This window comes from Halobaculum sp. D14 (assembly GCF_051195135.1).
GTDB lineage: Archaea > Halobacteriota > Halobacteria > Halobacteriales > Haloferacaceae > JBNTKA01.
In genome coordinates, this window is record NZ_JBNTKA010000002.1 from 195,267 (window position 1) to 212,216 (window position 16,950).

Consider the following 16,950-nt stretch of genomic DNA (forward strand, 5'->3'; position numbering starts at 1 on the left):
GCGTCGAGGTGCAGCGGTGACCGCGCGGCTCACCGTCGCGGGCCGGACGTATCGCGGCCGCGCCATCGACCTCCGCGGGAGGAACGACGTCGACGTGGCCGCCGTGTTCGACGCGCTGGGCGTCGACAGCGCGGACCCGTTCGCGGCCGACCCGCTGGTCGCGGTCACGGCGTCGCCACCGCCGCTCCGCCGCGCGCTCGCCGCGGCCGCACGGAGTCACGGCCACACCGCGCCGCAGGACGACCGAATCGCCGAACTGAACCGAGAACTGGCCGAACTCGGCGAGTCCGGCGACGCCGACGACCGGGGTGGTGCTCGCAGTGCCCGGGGCGCCCGCGGCGCCGGCGACGCTGCGGGTTCGGCTGAATCGTCGCCGCGGGCGTCGCTTCGGGCCGCGCGGGAGCGCGTCGCCGACGCAGGGGCCGACGTGGAGCGGCTTCGCGAGCGGGCGGCGACGCTCCGCGGCCGGCTCATCGCCGCGCGCGACGCCGCGGAAGAGCGTCCGGCTTCGGACGGTGCGGACCGGGCGAACGGGGACGGGACCGCCTCCGACGACGTCGCCGCGGCCGAGGCGGCGCTGACGGAGACGGTGCAGGCGCTGACGACGGCCGAGACCGACCGCGTGGCCGCCGAGCAGGCGCTGACCCGCGCCGCCGAGCGGATGCGCGCTGCGCGCGACGCCCGCGAGCGCCGGCTTCGACTGACCGACGCTCGCGGGAACCGTCGCCGCGAGGCCCGTGCGGCGCTTGCCCGTGCAGTCTACCCCGCGTTCGCGGCGGCGACGCGGGCCGTTCCCGGCGCGGCGTCACCGGGCGCGGAGCCGGGCGAATGGTCGGGGGACCCGGTGGCGGCACAGCTCGGCGCGGTGCGGGTCGCAGACCGGGGCAGCCCGGTGGTGCTCGCGGTTCGCCGGTTCGACTCCGCCGCCAGGGCAGCCGACTGCCTCGGCACGCCCGTGATTCTGGTCTGACCCTCCCTGCCGCGGCCGCGCCGTGAGTTTATCGGCGATGACGACGCCAGACCCCGCATGTCAGTCACCGTCGACGCCGCCACGGACGTCCGGTCCGGCGTCGCGCTCGTCACCGTCCGGGTCGCGAACGCCGCTGCCGTCGACCGCCGCGTCCGCGTCGAGAACCGGCTGCCCGGCCCGGTGTTGCCGCCGCGTCGACGCGGCGTCCCGGCTGCCGGCTGGGACGACGGCGGCTGCTCGGTCGTCGTCGCCGCCGACGACGCCCGCGCGCTCGGCTACGCCTGCCCAGTCGGCGACCGGCCGCTCCCGGACGCTCCGGTCGAACTCGCCGCCGTCGGCGACCCGGAGAGCCACCGCGGCGACCCGGTCGACGCCGCGGTCCGGGAACTCGGCGACCACCGGCCGCCGCGCGACGCGCTCCCGACGCCCGACGCGGACGCGTCGGCTCTGACTACCGCCTCAGACGATGCCACCACCGACTCCACCGAATCCGAAATCGACACCGAGGCCGTTGCCGCCGGGGTTGCCGCCGGCGACGACGACGCGCTCGTAGCCGAACAGTCGGACCCCGCCGAGGTTCCCGAGTCGGTGGCCGCGTACTTCGACTGCGTGGAGCGCCGCGTCAGCGCCGCCGAACGGCTGACGGGCGCGTCGGTTCCGGAGGCGACGCGGGCGCTCTCGGAACAGGAGGGTAGTCCGGAGGCGCTCGCGTCGGCGGTCGCGGCGGACGCGGAGGCGGTTCGAGCCGTCGCCGTCCGGGCCGCGGCGCTCGCCGACCGGGCGGAGGCGGTCGACGTGCCGGTCGACGCGCTCCGGAGGCTGGCGTGATTCTCGCGGTCACCGGCGGGAAGGGCGGCGTCGGGAAGTCGACGCTCGCGTACAACGTCGCCGCCGCGCTCGACGCGCTCGTCGTCGACGCCGACCTCGCGATGGCGGACCTGCCCGGCGGCCGCGGCCCGGACCTCCACGACGTGCTCGCCGGCCGCGCCGACCCGTCCGAGGCGGTCCGGCCCGGCCCGGTCGACGTCCTCCCGTGCGGCCGCTCGCTCGCCGGGGCCCGCGCCGCGGACGTGACGCGGCTCGCGGACGCCCTCCGGTTCCCCGAATACGGACTCGTCGTGGTCGACTGCCCGGCCGGCCTCCGGGCTGACGTCGGCGTTCCGCTCGCCGTCGCCGACGCCTGCGTCGTCGTCGCGTCGCCGCGGCCGTGGGCGCTCGCTGACGCGGTGACGGCGCGCGAACTCGCCCGAGAACTGGACTGCGGCGTCGCGGCGGCCGCGCTCAATCCGGTCGTCGAGGCGCCGCCGCGGGAAGCAGTCCGTCGGGCGCTCGGCGCGCCGACGGTGGCGGTGCCGGCCGACCCGCGGCTCGGCCGGTCGGTCGCGGTCGAGTCTCCGGTGTCGACGTCGGCGCCGGAATCGACGGCCGCGCGCGCTGTCGACGAACTCGCCGACGCGGTCCGGCGCTGCCGGGACGTCTGAGAAGTAGCCGGTACGGCGTCAGTCGCGGAGGTCGGTGTAGGTGTTGCGGAGCGTCACCGGCGTCACGTCGGCGACTTCGGCCGCGTCGGCCTGCGTGCAGCTCGCGCCGTGGTCGCGGGCGGCGGCGTACAGGCACGCCGCGGCGACGCCGCTCGGATTCCGGCCGTTCGTCGAGCCGTCGTCCCGGAGCGCTTCGAGCGATGCCCGGGCGGTCCGTTCGACCGCGGGGTCGAGGCCGAGTTCGGAGGCGTACCGCGGCAGGTACTCCGCCGGGTCGATGGGGCCGACCGGCAGGCCGAGCTCGCGGTTCAAGGCGTCGTAGGCGGCCCGGAGTTCGTCGGCGTCGGCTTTCGCGTCCACGAGCAGTTCCGCGCGGGTGCGCGCGATACCGGCGACCCGGCAGGCGGCGTACACCGCCGCGGCGGCGAACCCTTCAAGCGACCGGCCGCGCAGCAGGTCTTCGGTCTGCGCCGCCTCGAACAGCGAGCAGGCCTGGTCGCGGACCTGGTCGGAGAGCGACTGCACCGACGTGAGCCGCCGAATCTCGGTGAAGCCGTACACCTGGTTCCGTTCGCGTTTCGTGGAGATGCGCGCGCGGGTGTGCTGCCGGCGCATCCGCGCCCACTGTCGACGCTTCCGGCCCTTGACGCGCGTGTAGCCGATTTCCGTGGAGAGGCCGCGGTCGTGCCGCGACCGGGTGAGCGGAGCGCCGGTGCGCCGCGGGTCGGTGTCGTCGTCGCCGAAACTGCGCCACTCCGGGCCGCGGTCGAGCCGGTCTTCGGCGACGACCAGCCCGCAGTCGCCGCAGACGGTTTCGTCGCCGTCGGCGCGCAGTCGGCCGTCGCATTCGGGGCAGGCAGCTGTTGTCTCGCTCATACTCGAAACTCGGTCCCGAACCAATACTTAACCACAGGGGGATTCCGGGGTGTCGCCGCCGAACGAGCCCGATGAACGTACCGATAACCGGTACGTTACGCCCCAGTATCGGGTAGATGTCTGTCAAATGGTGGAGACAACTGACCCCGGCAAACTAACTCCTACCCCTCTAATCGAGTCGTCCGACCGGCCGCCTCTTTCATTCATCGACAGCCCGTAACTCCGACCAAGCGGCTGTTTCACGTGGAATCAGCCAGTGAGTCTCCAAAAGCCTATGTCGGAATCGGCCGAATTTCCCAAAACGTGGACAAACTGCTTCCCTGGATTTCGTACATCAACGCACTCGGAGTCGGTCTCATCGCGGCGATGGTCACTGCCCTCGCGATTCAGTTCGTCCCGATACGCGGCGCTCCAGATTGGACACTGTGGGCAGTGTTTCTGCTCGTTGCTGTTGGATACGGACTTTACACGAGGAGACAGTCATAGATGCTGCCGCTACCGACTAACCGTCCCTTCAGGTATCGGCGCGGTGTAACCGTGAGATCTGCAGATCAGCCGAGCGGTTGATTCGTCTCGCCAGTATCGAACCGAACAGCGGACCTCCAAATCTACACAATTCCGGGTTGTATTTCTGTCTCTACACGTGAATTTATATCGGATGCGGGCGTGAGTTCGCGTATGGCGCTGTCAGACATCGCCGCGGGACTGGTCGTCGTCGACGAGCAGGACGACCGCGGCGTCGCGACCGTCGACGACACCGGCGTGGGGCTCGCCGAGCGGTTCGCGGCGCACGCCGACGCGCTCCCGTGTACGCCGGAGGCCGCGGCGACGGTCGTCGAGACGTACGGCCGCGGCGTCAGCGTCGGCGACAGCGCCCGCGCGGCCGGCGTCGCCCCGATGACCGCGGCGAAGGCGCTGCACCGCTGCGGCGTCCCCGGCGTGTCCCCGCTGGCGCCGACGGCCCGCCGCGTCGTCCGCGACTGGGTCGCCGGTCACCTCTCCCGCGCAGACGCGCTCGAACTCACCGGCGGCGACGACGCGGCGTTCGCGCTCGCCGGCTACGTTGAGACGCACGACCCGGTTCCGGCGCTCGCCGAGGCGACGGACGCGGCGCTCGACCGCCGCGGCGACGCCAGCGTCGCGAAGCGCGAGGCGCTCGCGGAAACGATGAGCGCCGCCACCGACCTCCGCTGACCGCTCGGCGCTCCGAAGAACGCGAAAATTCTTTTCGGGCGTTTCGGCCCGTCCTCCTCGGTTCCTGCCGGCCCCGATTCGACCGTCCGGTCAGCCGCGGAGCCGTTCGTCCGCCGCGTCGACGAGGCGGTTCAGGGCGCCGCGCTCGTCGAACTCGACGTCGAGCGGCAGGTCGCAGACGGTCCGCGTCGCGTCGGCGACGCCGGCGGCGAACGCGTCGTCGCCGAGACACGCCGGCGCCGCAGCCACCTCGGTCGGCCCGGTCGGAATCGCGGCGTCCGCGTCCGCGAGCGCGCCGCCGACGGCGACGACGTGGTCGGGCGACGCGCCGACGTCGATGAGGCGGTCGGTCATGCGTCGCGCGGCGTCGGCGCCGTGCGTGTCCGCGGACGTCACGACGGCGACGGTGTCGGCGGCCGTGACGGCGGCGACGCTCTGGTTCGCGGCGACCGGCGGGACGTCGACGAGCACGGCGTCGAACCGGGCGTTCAGCTCCTCGATTCGGGCTTCGAGCGCCTGCGCGGCCTCGACGGTTTTCGCGCGGGCCACGCGCTCGAACGGAGCGAGCGCCGGCGCGACGGCGACCCGGCCCGGCGTGGCGTCGCCGTCGGAGCGCGAGGAGTCGGCGTCGGCTCCGGCGCCGGCGAGCGGCACCTCGACGAGCCCGTCGACCACCGGTCGGTCCGGGTCGAGACAGAGCGCCGTGACGTCGGGGTCGATTCGGCCCGGGACGTACTCGGAGAGGCCCTGCGTTGCGTACGCGGCGTCGACGACGGCGGCGTCGAAGCCGTCGCGTGCGAGCATCGCCGCACACTCGACGGCGGTTCGGGTGGTGCCGACGCCGCCGGCGGCGCCGACGAGCGCGACTGTTCGGCTCATACCCGCCGTGGTCCGCCGCTCCGAGATAAAATTTCGGGTCTACGCGGACGAAATCTCTTCGGCGATGCCGTCCAGTTCGTCGTCCGAGAGGTCCGGGCGCTCGCCGGCCACGGCGTGGATCGGGCCGCCGCCGTCCCCGTCGAACCGCGGGACGACGTGGACGTGGACGTGCGGAACCTCCTGGCCCGCGGCCTCGCCGTCGTTCACGCCGATGGTGTGGGCGTCGGCGCCGACGGCGTCTTCGATACGCGGCGCGACGTCGTACAGCAGGTCGAACACGGCGCGCGACTCCGCGGCGGACATGTCGCCGAGGCGCTGGTGGTGCGACTTCGGGACGACCAGCGTGTGCCCTTCGGCCAGCGGGTTCGCGTCGAGGAACGCGACCGCGTCCTCGGATTCGGCGACGATGCGGCCCGGGATGTCCCCGGCGACGATGGCGCAGAAGATGCAGTCCTCGCTCATGGGTCAGGTGGGGGATGTGCCGCGCGGCGCTTGAATCTACGGGGCCTCGGTCACTCCGTCAGCGGGAGGAAGATGCCGATGACGAACACGGAGACGAGCAGCCCCAGCACGCCGAACGCCTCGATTTCGACGAGCAGCGTCTCCTCCCACCCCGGCAGCGACACGCCGGCGAGGGCGGCACCGACCTCCACGGCCACGGCGAGCAGGAACGCGCCGAGGCTCACCGCGATTCCGCGCTTCGTCAGCGCGGACCAGTTCCGCTTCCCGTATCGTCCAGCCATATCTGCTGTGTCAAACGCACGGTAAAATGCGTTCTGTTATGGGAAGCGAAAGACTCAGGGGGCGGTGAAACCGTGGGCGGGTATGGAAGAGACGCTGTTCGACGCCGCGTGGCAGGTCGCCGAGTGGCTGTTCGTCGCGGCCGCGAGCGTCCTGTTCACCGGCGTCGGCGTGCACTTCGAGGAGGCGGGCCGCGCAGCGCTCGCGGCCGCGAACCTGAACTACGCCGCGGTCGACCTCGCGCTGGCGGCGCTCGCGCTGCTGTGGGGCGTGTACCTCTGCGGCTACAGGCAGTTGCTGCCGCGCACCCGGTCGCTGTTCGCGAACGCGGACTGACGCCCGCCACGACGCCCCGTCTCCGTCCCCCCGGTCAGCCGTCGAGCGCGTCCGCGAGCGCCGGCGCGACCGAGACGTCGCTCTCCTCCCGTTCGACCGTGTCGGTGGCGACGACGCGCTCGACGCCGGCGGCGGCGAGTTTCGTCCGGGCGTTCCCGACGAGCATGCCGTGGACGCAGGCCGCGAACACGCGGCCGCAGTCGCGGTCGTGCAGCGCCTCGACGGCCTCGCTCACGGTGGACCCGGTGGCGACGATGTCGTCGACGACGACGACGTCACGGCCGGCGACGTCGGCGTCGCTCGGCTTCACGGACACCTCGCCGGTGTCGTAGTCGCGCTCCTTCTCGAAGAAGTCCGTGTCGCCAGCGCCGTAGGCGTCCCGGACGGTCCGCGCGAGCGACTCGGCGCTCTCGTCCGGACCGAGGAACAGCGGCTCGGTCAGGTCGCCGGGAAGCGGCGCGGCGAGCCGCGACGCGGCGTCGACGACATCGACCGGGCAGTCGAAGAAGTCCGCGACGCCGGGCTCGTGCGGGTTCACGAGCACGACCCGGTCGGCGCCGGTCGAGACGGCGCGGGCGACGGCGCGGGCCGACACGGGCTCGCCGTGTTCGAACGCCCGGTCCTGCCGGGCGTACCCCATGTACGGCAGCACCGCCGTCACGTCGTCGGCGCCGGCCTCCCGGACGGCGTCCTGTAACTGCAGCAGTTCGACGAAGGCGTCGTTCGACGTGGTCGCGGCGACGACGACGGCGTCGTCGCCCGAAAACCCCGGGACGGCGGCGCACTCCTCGCCGTCGGGGAACCACCGGTACTCGGGCGTCGCGAGCGGGCGGTCCGTCTCGGCGGCGAGCGCGGCCGCGAGCGACTGCGAGGCGGACCCAGGGACGAACATACGCGTCGATATCCGCCGCCGGGTACAAACCGGTTCCTACTCGGCGCGGCCGCCGGATGCGCCCGGGACCACCACGGCCGAGGCGCCCGGGACGCCGAGGTGTCGGCCGCGCCACTCGCCGTCGCGGTTCACGCGGAGTTCGCCGTCCGCGGTGACCGCGGCGAGTAGGTCGTCGCCGACGGCCACGTCCGCGACGCCGGACTCCGCCGCGGCGACCCACGCCGAGCCGTCGGTGTCGCCGTCTTCGGCGTCTCGCCCGCCGCGTTCGTACAGTTCGTCGCCGGTGGCGGCGACGGCGCGGTCGCCGGCGGCGTCGGTCGCGACCGCGCGGAAGTCGCCGTCGAGGTCGCGCATCCAGCCGTTCCCGAGCGCGTACAGCGCCTCGCCGGTGACGGCCAGCGGGACGCCGCCGCCGGCGACGTCGCGGGCGTCGTCCAGCCCGGCGTACTCCACGTCGCCGTCGCGGACCCGGTGGACGCCGTCCGCCGCCGCGACGAGCGTCCCGGCTATCCGTCGCGGGTCGTCCACAGCGCCGACCGCCGCCCACTCGTCGGCGTCGCCGGCGAGCCGCGAAACCGTGCCGTCGGGCGCCGCCGCGAGCACAGCGTCGCTGCCGGCGTCGACGCCGACCGCGACCGCCGGGCCGTGACCGGACGGCTCGAAGTCGCCGACGAGGACGTCGTCGTCCGTCGCCACGGCGAGCACGTCGCCGGCGGCGGCGAGGTCGCGCGCCGAACACCGGTGGTCGATGCCGAACTCGCCGACGATGTCGCCGGACACCTTCGCGCCGACGACGCCGACCGTCGACGCCACCAGCGCCCGCGTCGCCCCCGTCTTCGCGTCGTACACCCGCTTCTCGTCGATCGTGGGCATCGCTCTCGTCGTGAACGGTGTGCGTCGCCCCCGATAAGCGGTCGGGTCCGCGTCGGCCGCGAGGAAGACACGGCCGGCGCCGAAACGGGCTGCCGCGGACCGCCGCCGTCGGACGCGGTCGACCCCGGAAGCCGTCCGGGATTCGCCGCCGCGAGCCGCGCAGTATTCATCGAAACGCTTACCGCCGGACCCCGCAAACCCCGGATTATGCAGAAGCTCATCGTCCACGGCGACCCCGGCATCCGGAAGGACGCCGTCATCGACTACGACGGCGAGGAGCAGACGGTGTTCGCCATCCAGCGGCAGGGCGACTACCACGGCCCGGACGAACCGCAGCTCTGGTGCACCATCGGCACCGAGGACGAACGCGAGGCGTTCGAAAAGCGCGAGTTCGTCCCGCACTGGCTCGACGTGGACAGCGTCGACGCCGACGACATCGACGTCGTGACGGCGAAAGGCGACCTCGCGGTCTGATTCGGCGTCGCCGCCGCTCCGACCGTACTGCCGTCGACCGCTTCTCTCCTGCCGCAGATTCTCGCCGCGTCCGATTTCGCTGGACGCGCCGTCGCAGCGCCGCGGTCAGGCGTCGCCGTCGCCGTCGTTGGCCGCGCCGGGGAGTTCGGATTCGGTGACGCGGTACACCGTCACCGACTCCGTCGTGACGACCGGGTCGACGCCGCTGATGGCGGCGAAGTCGACGACGCGGTCGCCGTACCGGGTCCGCTCGCTCGGGCCGACCCAGACGTACTCGACGTCGTACTCGCGGAGCACCGCGGCCGTCCGGTTCGGGTTCGTGTAGGCGTCGTCGACGTCGCGGACGCGGGCGAAGTACGCCTCCGGGCCGCGGTAGCCGACCTCGTGGTGCCAGCCGGCGACCGTCGGGACGCCGGTGAGGCTCGCGGCCGGGCTGGCCTGCCACTGGTACATGCTCGGCCCGTGGCCGTACCGGCTCGGCGCGCCGGGGTAGACGCCGGTCGCGGGCGCCGACAGCATCGTCGGCTGGCCGGCGCGGTCGTCGAGGTAGTCGATTGCGGGCGCCGCGTCCGGGTGGAACTGCGCGACGAAGTCGGTGGCGTTCAGCGTCGGCTCCGCGGGGTAGTCGGTGTCGTACGGGCTGCCGACCTGCCCGTTCCCGCCGCCGAAGTGCGCCGACAGCGCGAACCCGGCGTACAGCCCGGTGGAGACGACGAGCACCGCGGCGCCGACGACGGCGAGCGTCCGCCGGGTCGACGCGTCCGGCCACCACGTGAGCGACGGGCGGGCGACCGGGCGAAGCAGCGACGCCACGGCGGCGCCGGCGGCGACGGACCACAGCGGCCACACCTGCGCGTACGTCTTGAACACGGTGTTCATGCGGCCCGGGCCGGCCTGCTCGTTCAGGTAGACCAGTTCGACGAGCAGCACCAGTCCGGCGCCGGCGACCGCGAGCACCGTCTCGAAGCCGGCGCGGTCGGCTCGGACCGCCACCCAGCCGGCGACGACGACGCCGCCGACGAGGCCGAGCGCCGGGACGCCGACGGCGACGCCGGTGCCGACCAGCGCGAGCGCGGCGGCGGCGACCTGCACCGGGTGGTCGCGGCCGACGGCGCCGAACAGGTGCGCGGCGAACACGGCGAGGAACGCGCCGTGGACGAGCAGCAGGCCGCCGAGCGACGACCGCATCGACGGGCCGAGCAGCGCCGGCGTCCGGCTGCCGCCGCCGACGGCGCCGAACAGGAACGGCGCGGCGACGACGACCGCGACGAGGCCGGCGACCGCGACGAGGCCGGCGGCGACGGCGGGCCGCGCGAGTTCGGCGCGAAGCCGGCTGCTTCCGACCGCGTCGTCGACGGCGTCGCGCGCCACGCCGGGGAGGAGCCGCCACGGCGCCGCCGGCGCGAACGTCAGGCCGAGCCACGCCAGCCCGAACACGGTCGGGAAACTCCACGTGTTCATCACCGCCTGGAAGCCGCCGACCACCGGGACGACGCCGAACAGCACCAGCCGTCTGCGGCGCGTCGCCGCCGCGTCGCCGCCGCGGTCCCGGTCGCCACCGTCGCCGGTATCCGCGTCGTCGCTGCCGCTGCCGTGTCTGCCGTCGTCGCTGTCGTCGTCGCCGCCGCGGTCACCGGTCGCGTCGGCGCCGGTGCGGTACAGCGTGAACGCGAGCGCCGCGGCGAGCACGAGGAACGGCGTCGCCGTCATGTGCGCGTGCAGGTCGCCGTTCAGCCAGCCGAACAGCGGGAACTCGTTGATGGTGCCGGGGATGACGCGGCTCGCCGTCCAGTACGAGAAGTCACCGAGGACGGCCGACGGGTCGAAGCCGAACCGGCGGCCGACGGCGGCCTGCAGTCCGCTCGGAAGCGCGCCGAGCACCACCCACGCCGCGGTGTGAAGATTCGACCCGAGACCGACGAAGAAGGCGGCGAACAGGCCGGCGACGCGCCGCGAACGCCCGCGGGAGGCCGCGACGGCGCCGGCGAGGTCGAAGACGGCGGCGACGAGCGTCGCGTAGAACCCGGCGAGCGCGAGGTTGTACGCGAACCGCGCCGCGGTGCCGGTGAGCGTCGCGAGCACCGCCGTCAGCAGGTGGCCGCCGTAGTAGTACCGCACCGGCTCGTTCGCGAACCACGGGTCCTCCGGCGGGAGCGCCGCGCCGCGGAGCAGCGACTTCAGCAGCCCGAAGTCGAGGAACTTCTCGCCGCCGGCCGGGTGGACCGCCGGGTCGACGGCGCGGACCGCGACGAGCAGCGCGAACGCGGCGAGAAACACCGCGACGGTGTCGGTCGCCGCGTCACGGTTCACCGACATCCCGGAGGCGAGTCGAACGTCGCCGTCCCGGAGCGCGTCGCGGTCCAGCGCGGCGGCGGCGGCGAGCGCGAGCAGCACCAGCAGCGCGGCGGCGACCGCCGGGACGCCGAACGCGACGCGGCCGACCCAGAACGAGACGACGCCGCAGACCAGAAGCGACACCGGCAGCGCCAGCCCCGCGCCGCCGGTCGCCGACTCCGGGAACAGCCGCCGGGCGAGCGGGTAGCCGAGCGCGGCGAGCGCGGCGTACGCGACGACCCAGACGGCGACGAGACCGTACTCCATTGGCTGTGAGAGTCGGTGCCGCGGCTAAGTCCTTTTTGGGACGCGACGCCGCCGTGCGGCGACGGCCGAGCGGTCCCGGGGCCGGCCGGCGCTGCCTCGCCCCGCTCTGGCCCGCCGAGGTTCCGCACGGCTTTTACCGACCGGTAGGGTACGGGTGGGTATGCCGCCGACCGTCGGGGTCGTCGTCCCCGCCTACCGCCCCCGCCCCGACCGGCTTCGCGCGTACCTCCGTGACCTGCAGGCCGCCCTCCGCCCCGACGAACTCCGCGTGGAACTGGACGCCCCCGGCCCCGACGGGCCGACCGACGCCTCGGACTTCGACCTGCCCGACGGCGTCGACTGCCGCGTGGTGACGCGGCGCCGCGGGAAGGGCGCCGCCGTCACGGCCGGCTTCGAGGCGCTCTCCACCGACGTGCTCGCGTTCGCGGACGCCGACGGCGCGACGCCCGCGGACTCCATCGCCGACGTCGTCGCTCCGGTCGTCGCCGGCGACGCCGACCTCGGCGTCGGCTCGCGCCGCCACCCGGACGCCGACGTGCGGTCGCACCAGACGTTCGCGCGTCGGTTCCTCGGCGACGGCTTCGCCTGGATGGGCCGCCGGCTGCTCGACGCTGCGCTGTACGACTACCAGTGCGGCGCGAAAGCCGTCTCCGCGGACGCGTGGGACGCCGTCCGCGGCCACCTGTACGAGCCTGGCTTCGCGTGGGACATCGAACTGGTCGCGGTCGCCGCGGCCCTGGAGTACCGCATCGCCGAGGTGCCGGTGACGTGGGAGGACCAGCCCGGGTCGACCGTCTCGCCCGTGACCGACACCATCGACATGGGCCGCGGGCTGCTGGTCGCCCGGCACCGCGCGCGGCTCATCCGCGACGACCGGCTCCACCGGCTGCTCGACCGCGACGACGCCACGGCGCTGGTCGACCAGCGGGGCGACGACCGCGACCGCGTCGGCGACGCCGGCGCCGCCGCGGGCGCCGGAGGCGACACCAGATGACCGGCGACGACGGCGGAGACGGCGATGCGGCCGCGGACGACGGCGCCCGCGAACTGCTTCACGGCGCCCGCATCGGCCAGTTCGTCTCCGTCGGCGCGGTCGGGTTCCTGTTCGACATGGCGGCGTCGACGGCGCTGTCGGAGTTGGGCGTGTTCCCGGAGGTCGCCGCCGCCGTCGGCATCGAGGTGTCCGTCGTCGTGATGTTCCTGCTGAACGACCGCATCACGTTCGCGGACCAGGGGCTCGCCGGCGTCGCGCCGACACTGCGCCGCCTGGTGAAGTCGAACCTCGTGCGGGCCGCCGGCATCGCGGTGCAGCTCGTCGTGTTCTCCGCCGTCTACCGCGGAATCGACGTCTCCGTCTCCGTCGCCGGCATCGACGCCTGGTTCGTCGTGTCGCGCGCCGCCGGCATCGGCGTCGGAATGGTCGTGAACTACGTCGCCGAGAGCCTGTTCACGTGGCGCGTTCTCAAGTGACCGACGCGCCGAATCGTGGTGAAGAGTGCCATACGGCGGCGACCTGCGAAACACAACCCTTACAAACGCGGCCCGTTTCCTCACACGTAGCGGGATGGGATAGCCAGGAGATTCCGCCGGGCTCATAACCCGGAGATCGGTAGTTCAAATCTACCTCCCGCTATGTTCTCCTGCGCACCGACCGACCACGACCGGTCGGCTTCTCCGCCGCTCCGAACTCACCGCTCGTGAGCCGCGGTTCGGCGCCGAGTTAGGAGCCGGTGAAGTCGATGCGGCTCCCGCCCTCTTCGCCCTCCTCGCCGGACTCGCCGCGGTGTTCGAACCGGTAGTCGTCGTCGACGAGGTACACCGCGCCGTCCGCGACGGCGACGTCGACGGCCTCCAGCACCGAGCCTTCACACGGCCCGAAGTCGCAGAAGCCGCTGTCGAGCTGGAACGTCGCGCCGTGTTTCTGGCAGACGACTTCGCCGTTCCTGACGAGCGCGCCGTCGCCCTTGTCGAGCCGGACGTCGGTCCAGTGCTGGCAGTAGTTCCGGAAGGCGACGACGTCGCCGTCGACGCGGGTGAGGAACGCCTCGCCGAGTTCGTCGTCGTCGCTCCGCACCGTGAACAGCAGCGTCGACTCCGCCGGCACCTCGTCGGCGTCCGCGACGCGCGAAGCCTCGTCCATGACTCCCGTACCGCGTCCGAGGGTTGTATGCCTATCCGTCTCGGCCGGCGTCGGCGGCGTCCGGGCCGTCCCGGCTGTCGGCGTCGGCTCCGCCGCGCTCGCCGTAGCAGGCGGCTTCGACGCGCTGGTCGTACAGCCGCGAGACGAGCCGCGTCACCGGCCCCGGCTCGGGGTCGTCGCCGATGGTGACGCCGTCGTAGACGCCGACCGGCCGGATTTCGCGGATGGAGGAGGTGATGAACGCCTCGTCGGCGGCGCGGACGTCGTCCGGGGCGTAGCTGCCCTCCTCGACCGGGAAGCCCTCGTCGCGGACGACGTCGAGGACGACGCGGCGGGTGACGCCGGGCAGCACCGGGCCGGCGAGCGACGGCGTCCGGACGACGTCGTCGGCGACGAAAAACAGGTTCGCGGTGGCGCACTCGGCGACGTCGCCGTCGGCGTCGAGCAGCACCGCCTCGTCGGCGTCACTCACCCGGGTTTCGGCGCGGGCGAGCACGCCGTTCAGGTAGTTGTGCGTCTTCGCGTCGCTCGGCAGCGACCGGTCCGGGACGCGGCGCGTCTTCGCGGTCTGCAGCGTCGCCGGGCCGTCCCACACCGATTCGCCGCCGCGGTCCGCCCGGCCGCCCCGCGGCAGCGGCGTCACGAGCGCCACGACCGTCGGCTCCGTCTCCGTGGCCGGCGGCGGCGTGAAGCCGTCCGTCTCGCCGCGCGTCACCGACAGCCGAACCGACGCGTCCGCGAGGCCGTTCGCGGCGAGCGTCTCGTCGACCCGCTCCCGCAGGCCGTCGGCGGTCAGCCCCAGTTCGTCCGCGGGCATCCCGAGGCGGTCGAGCGAGCCGAACAGCCGGTCGACGTGGGCGTCCCAGCGCCACGGCGTCCCGCCGTACACCCGGACCGTCTCGAAGGCGGCGTCGCCGTACAGGAAGCCGCGGTCCCGCACCGACACCGCCGCGTCCGCGGCCGCGACGAGGTCGCCGTCGACGTAATACGTCAGCGACTCCGACGCCGCGTCGCCGTCGCCGCCGCCACTGCTGCCGGCGCCGCCATCGCCGCCGCTGCCGCTCCCGTCATCGTCACGTTCGCCGCCGCCGGTTTCGTCGCGCTCGTCGCGGCCCGCTGCGTCTCCGCTCATCGTGTCTCGCCGTCGTCGCACAGGCCGATGAAGTTGGCGACGACGTCCTTCCCGGTCGGCGTCAGGATGCTCTCGGGGTGGAACTGGACGCCGACGTGCGGCTTCTCGCGGTGGCGGACGCCCATGACGACGCGGCGCTCGTCGTCGGTCCACGCCGTCTCGGCGAGCGCCGCCGGCACCGCTCTGCGGTCGACGGCGAGCGAGTGGTACCGGCCGACCTCGACGCGGCCGGGGAGCCCCGAGAAGACGCCGCCGCCGTCGTGTTCGACCACCGACGGCTTCCCGTGGACGACGTCGGGGGCGCGGCCGACCGCGGCGCCGTTCGCGGCGCAGAGCGCCTGGTGGCCGAGACAGACGCCGAGCGTCGGGTAGTCGCGGTCGCGGAACACCGGGATCGAGACGCCGGCGTCCGCCGGGGTGCCCGGGCCGGGCGAGACGACGACGCCGTCCGGGTCGAGCGCGTCGACGCCCGCGAGGTCGACGCGGTCGTTCCGCCTGACCACGACGTCGTCGGCGAGTTCGCCGACGTACTGGACGAGGTTGTACGCGAACGAGTCGTAGTTGTCGACGACGAGGACGCGGGTCACCGCCGCACCTCCATCGACTCGTCGTCGAGCGCCTCGTCGACGGCGGTGACGAGCGCGCGGGCCTTCGCCAGCGTCTCCTCGTACTCGGCGTCCGGGTCGGAGTCGTGGACGACGCCCGCGCCGACGCGGAGGTGGTAGCGGTCGCCGGTTCGCACCAGCGTCCGAATCACGATGTTGAACACGGCGCGGCAGTCGAAGCCGACCGCGGCCATCGACCCGGTGTACGGCCCGCGCCGGGTCGCCTCCAGTTCGTCGATTATCTCCATCGTCCGCGGCTTCGGCGCGCCGGTGATGGTGCCGCCGGGGAACGTCGCCGCCAGCGCGTCGGCGAGCGACCGGTCGCGGCGCTCGTCGCCCTCGACGCGCGAGACGAGGTGCATCACCTCGGCGTAGCGGTCGACGCGGCGGTACTCCGCGACGTCCACGGAGCCGTACCGGCTCACCTTCCCGAGGTCGTTCCGTTCGAGGTCGACGAGCATCGCGTGCTCCGCGCGCTCCTTCTCGTCGCCGGTCAGTTCCGCCTCCATCGCCGCGTCCGCGGCCGCGTCGTCGCCGCGGGGCCGCGTCCCGGCAATCGGCTCCGTCTCCAGTCGCGCGGCCGCGTCGTCGCCGCGGTGGCGGTCGGCTGCGTCGGCGCGGTGGCGGCCGGCTGCGTCGGCGTCGCCGGCGTCAGCCACGTCGTCGCCGCGGTCCGGGTTCGGGTCGCGCCGCAGCAGCAACTCGGGGCTCGCGCTCACCAGGTCGACACCGGGGAACTCGACCAGCCCGGAGTACGGCGCGGGGTTGACGCGGCGAAGCGCGGCGTACGCCGCGACCGGGTGGACCGCGGCGGGCGCGGTGAGCCGCTGGCTGACGTTCGCCTGGAAGGTGTCGCCGTCGCGGACGTACCGCTTGACGGCCCGCACCCGGTCGGCGTACGCGTCGCGGCCGCAGTCGCTCTCGAACGCGGCGGCGTCGGCGTCGACGCGAGCGGGGCCGACCGCCGGGTCGCCGCGGCGGATGCGCTCCGCGAGCGACTCGGCGGCGTCGAGCGCCGCGTCGTACGCCGCGTCCGCGTCGGCGTGGTCGGAGAGCCGCGGACACGACGTGATTCGGAGCGTGACGGGGCCGTCGCCGTCCCGCGGCTCCGTCCACGACGCGACGGTGTCGTACAGGCCGAACTGGAGGCGCGGGAGCCCCCGGTCGTCGACCGCGTCGCCGGGGAGCGATTCGAGTTCGCGGGCGACGTCGTACGACAGCCAGCCGAACAGGCCGCACGGGTACGGGACGTCGCAGTCGCCGCGGACCAGCGTCTCCGCGTCGACGACGCCCTCCAGCGCCTCCAGCGTCGGCGACGGCTCGGCGTAGTCGCCGTGGCCCGGATGCTCCGGGTCGCGGGTGACCGCGTCGGCGCCGACCGTCAGCCGCTCCGCCGGGTCGACGCCGAACAGCCCGAACCCGGACTGGCCGCCGGTGGTCTCGTAGAACACGCCGCCCGGCCGGTCGGAGCCGGCGTCGTCGTCCGCCGCGTCGGTCTCCTCGCCATCCGCTCCGTCGTCCTCCGCTCCGTCGGTCTCCGGCGCGTCGTCGGCCGCGTCGCTGCGGGCGCGCCGGTACGCCGCGAACGGGTCGTCGACGGCGACCCGGCCCTCGACGGGGATGCGGGCGTCCGCGGGGGCGTCGGCCGCGAGCCGGCGGTACGTCTCGCGGTCCGTGACCGTCTGCATGGCCGAACGCGCGGCCGCCGAGGAGAAAGTGGTTCGGTTCCGATTCGGCTCCGTGCTGGCTCTGGTCG

At 73.9% G+C, this 16,950-nt stretch carries 20 protein-coding genes and 1 tRNA gene; 10 read left to right on the plus strand and 11 right to left on the minus strand.

Annotated features, from left to right (window positions below; translation table 11 throughout):
• Nucleotides 1-16: 16 nt before the first annotated feature.
• From ACQUST_RS06750 to ACQUST_RS06760, 3 genes are read left to right on the plus strand one after another with little or no spacing between them, the layout of a single operon-like run.
• Entirely contained in the window at nucleotides 17-970 is a 954-nt protein-coding gene (locus tag ACQUST_RS06750) for a hypothetical protein (RefSeq protein ID WP_435126637.1), read from the plus strand.
• 57 nt (nucleotides 971-1,027) lie between these two features.
• A complete protein-coding gene (locus ACQUST_RS06755; RefSeq protein WP_435126640.1) occupies nucleotides 1,028-1,798 on the plus strand; it encodes a hypothetical protein in 771 nt (256 codons plus the stop codon).
• Nucleotides 1,795-2,451 (plus strand): P-loop NTPase, encoded by a 657-nt coding sequence (locus ACQUST_RS06760; RefSeq protein WP_435126642.1) that lies wholly within the window; start codon nucleotides 1,795-1,797, stop codon nucleotides 2,449-2,451. The genes ACQUST_RS06755 and ACQUST_RS06760 overlap by 4 nt, the downstream gene beginning before the upstream one ends.
• Before the next feature lie 18 nt (nucleotides 2,452-2,469).
• Here the strand turns inward: ACQUST_RS06760 and ACQUST_RS06765 are convergent, their stop codons facing one another.
• A complete protein-coding gene (locus ACQUST_RS06765) occupies nucleotides 2,470-3,327 on the minus strand; it encodes a transcription initiation factor IIB (RefSeq protein WP_435126645.1) in 858 nt (285 codons plus the stop codon).
• A gap of 303 nt (nucleotides 3,328-3,630) precedes the next feature.
• Here ACQUST_RS06765 and ACQUST_RS06770 point away from each other — a divergent pair, with 303 nt between their 5' ends.
• Nucleotides 3,631-3,813, plus strand: coding sequence for a hypothetical protein (locus ACQUST_RS06770; protein WP_435126648.1), 183 nt, complete (start codon nucleotides 3,631-3,633; stop codon nucleotides 3,811-3,813).
• A gap of 192 nt (nucleotides 3,814-4,005) precedes the next feature.
• Nucleotides 4,006-4,521 carry a hypothetical protein gene (locus ACQUST_RS06775; protein WP_435126651.1) on the plus strand — a complete coding sequence of 172 codons (516 nt, stop codon included), beginning with the start codon at nucleotides 4,006-4,008 and terminating at the stop codon, nucleotides 4,519-4,521.
• A 90-nt stretch (nucleotides 4,522-4,611) separates the two neighbouring features.
• On the opposite strand, the gene ACQUST_RS06780 is transcribed toward ACQUST_RS06775, so the two are convergent.
• From ACQUST_RS06780 to ACQUST_RS06790, 3 genes are read right to left on the minus strand one after another with little or no spacing between them, the layout of a single operon-like run.
• Nucleotides 4,612-5,400: an AAA family ATPase gene (locus tag ACQUST_RS06780; protein ID WP_435126654.1), complete on the minus strand. Its 789-nt coding sequence runs from the start codon at nucleotides 5,398-5,400 to the stop codon at nucleotides 4,612-4,614.
• A gap of 39 nt (nucleotides 5,401-5,439) precedes the next feature.
• The gene (locus ACQUST_RS06785) at nucleotides 5,440-5,862 is read right to left on the minus strand and encodes an HIT family protein (RefSeq protein ID WP_435126657.1); all 423 of its coding nucleotides are present in this window, start codon (nucleotides 5,860-5,862) and stop codon (nucleotides 5,440-5,442) included.
• 50 nt (nucleotides 5,863-5,912) lie between these two features.
• Nucleotides 5,913-6,143 carry a hypothetical protein gene (locus tag ACQUST_RS06790; protein WP_435126659.1) on the minus strand — a complete coding sequence of 77 codons (231 nt, stop codon included), beginning with the start codon at nucleotides 6,141-6,143 and terminating at the stop codon, nucleotides 5,913-5,915.
• A gap of 82 nt (nucleotides 6,144-6,225) precedes the next feature.
• Between ACQUST_RS06790 and ACQUST_RS06795 the strand changes: the two genes are divergently transcribed.
• Nucleotides 6,226-6,477, plus strand: coding sequence for a hypothetical protein (locus tag ACQUST_RS06795; RefSeq protein WP_435126661.1), 252 nt, complete (start codon nucleotides 6,226-6,228; stop codon nucleotides 6,475-6,477).
• Between the two features lie 34 nt (nucleotides 6,478-6,511).
• On the opposite strand, the gene prs is transcribed toward ACQUST_RS06795, so the two are convergent.
• A complete protein-coding gene (prs, locus tag ACQUST_RS06800; protein ID WP_435126664.1) occupies nucleotides 6,512-7,369 on the minus strand; it encodes a ribose-phosphate diphosphokinase in 858 nt (285 codons plus the stop codon).
• Nucleotides 7,370-7,405: 36 nt separating this feature from the next.
• Nucleotides 7,406-8,242, minus strand: coding sequence for an HVO_0234 family beta-propeller protein (locus ACQUST_RS06805; RefSeq protein ID WP_435126667.1), 837 nt, complete (start codon nucleotides 8,240-8,242; stop codon nucleotides 7,406-7,408).
• A gap of 207 nt (nucleotides 8,243-8,449) precedes the next feature.
• On the opposite strand from ACQUST_RS06805, the gene ACQUST_RS06810 reads away from it, so the two are divergent.
• Entirely contained in the window at nucleotides 8,450-8,716 is a 267-nt protein-coding gene (locus tag ACQUST_RS06810) for an HAH_0734 family protein (RefSeq protein WP_435126669.1), read from the plus strand.
• Between the two features lie 105 nt (nucleotides 8,717-8,821).
• On the opposite strand, the gene ACQUST_RS06815 is transcribed toward ACQUST_RS06810, so the two are convergent.
• Nucleotides 8,822-11,317, minus strand: a complete 2,496-nt coding sequence (locus tag ACQUST_RS06815; protein WP_435126672.1) for a DUF2298 domain-containing protein — start codon at nucleotides 11,315-11,317, stop codon at nucleotides 8,822-8,824.
• Nucleotides 11,318-11,477: 160 nt separating this feature from the next.
• Between ACQUST_RS06815 and ACQUST_RS06820 the strand changes: the two genes are divergently transcribed.
• The 3 genes from ACQUST_RS06820 (at nucleotide 11,478) to ACQUST_RS06830 (ending at nucleotide 12,950) form a co-directional block, all read left to right on the plus strand.
• Nucleotides 11,478-12,311, plus strand: a complete 834-nt coding sequence (locus tag ACQUST_RS06820; protein WP_435126674.1) for a glycosyltransferase — start codon at nucleotides 11,478-11,480, stop codon at nucleotides 12,309-12,311.
• Nucleotides 12,308-12,787 carry a GtrA family protein gene (locus ACQUST_RS06825; protein WP_435126677.1) on the plus strand — a complete coding sequence of 160 codons (480 nt, stop codon included), beginning with the start codon at nucleotides 12,308-12,310 and terminating at the stop codon, nucleotides 12,785-12,787. The genes ACQUST_RS06820 and ACQUST_RS06825 overlap by 4 nt, the downstream gene beginning before the upstream one ends.
• A gap of 88 nt (nucleotides 12,788-12,875) precedes the next feature.
• Nucleotides 12,876-12,950: transfer RNA gene (locus ACQUST_RS06830), tRNA-Met, on the plus strand.
• An 87-nt stretch (nucleotides 12,951-13,037) separates the two neighbouring features.
• Here ACQUST_RS06830 and ACQUST_RS06835 read toward each other — a convergent pair.
• The 4 genes from ACQUST_RS06835 to ACQUST_RS06850 are packed head-to-tail and all read right to left on the minus strand — an operon-like array spanning nucleotide 13,038 to nucleotide 16,882.
• On the minus strand, nucleotides 13,038-13,457 hold the full coding sequence (locus ACQUST_RS06835; protein WP_435126680.1) for a Rieske (2Fe-2S) protein: 420 nt from the start codon (nucleotides 13,455-13,457) through the stop codon (nucleotides 13,038-13,040).
• A gap of 31 nt (nucleotides 13,458-13,488) precedes the next feature.
• The gene (locus tag ACQUST_RS06840; RefSeq protein ID WP_435126683.1) at nucleotides 13,489-14,589 is read right to left on the minus strand and encodes an aminotransferase class IV; all 1,101 of its coding nucleotides are present in this window, start codon (nucleotides 14,587-14,589) and stop codon (nucleotides 13,489-13,491) included.
• Complete coding sequence (locus tag ACQUST_RS06845; protein ID WP_435126686.1) at nucleotides 14,586-15,176, minus strand: anthranilate synthase component II; 591 nt, start codon at nucleotides 15,174-15,176, stop codon at nucleotides 14,586-14,588. The genes ACQUST_RS06840 and ACQUST_RS06845 overlap by 4 nt, the downstream gene beginning before the upstream one ends.
• The gene (locus ACQUST_RS06850; RefSeq protein ID WP_435126689.1) at nucleotides 15,173-16,882 is read right to left on the minus strand and encodes an anthranilate synthase component I family protein; all 1,710 of its coding nucleotides are present in this window, start codon (nucleotides 16,880-16,882) and stop codon (nucleotides 15,173-15,175) included. Before ACQUST_RS06850 ends, ACQUST_RS06845 begins: the two co-directional genes overlap by 4 nt.
• Nucleotides 16,883-16,950: the final 68 nt, after the last annotated feature.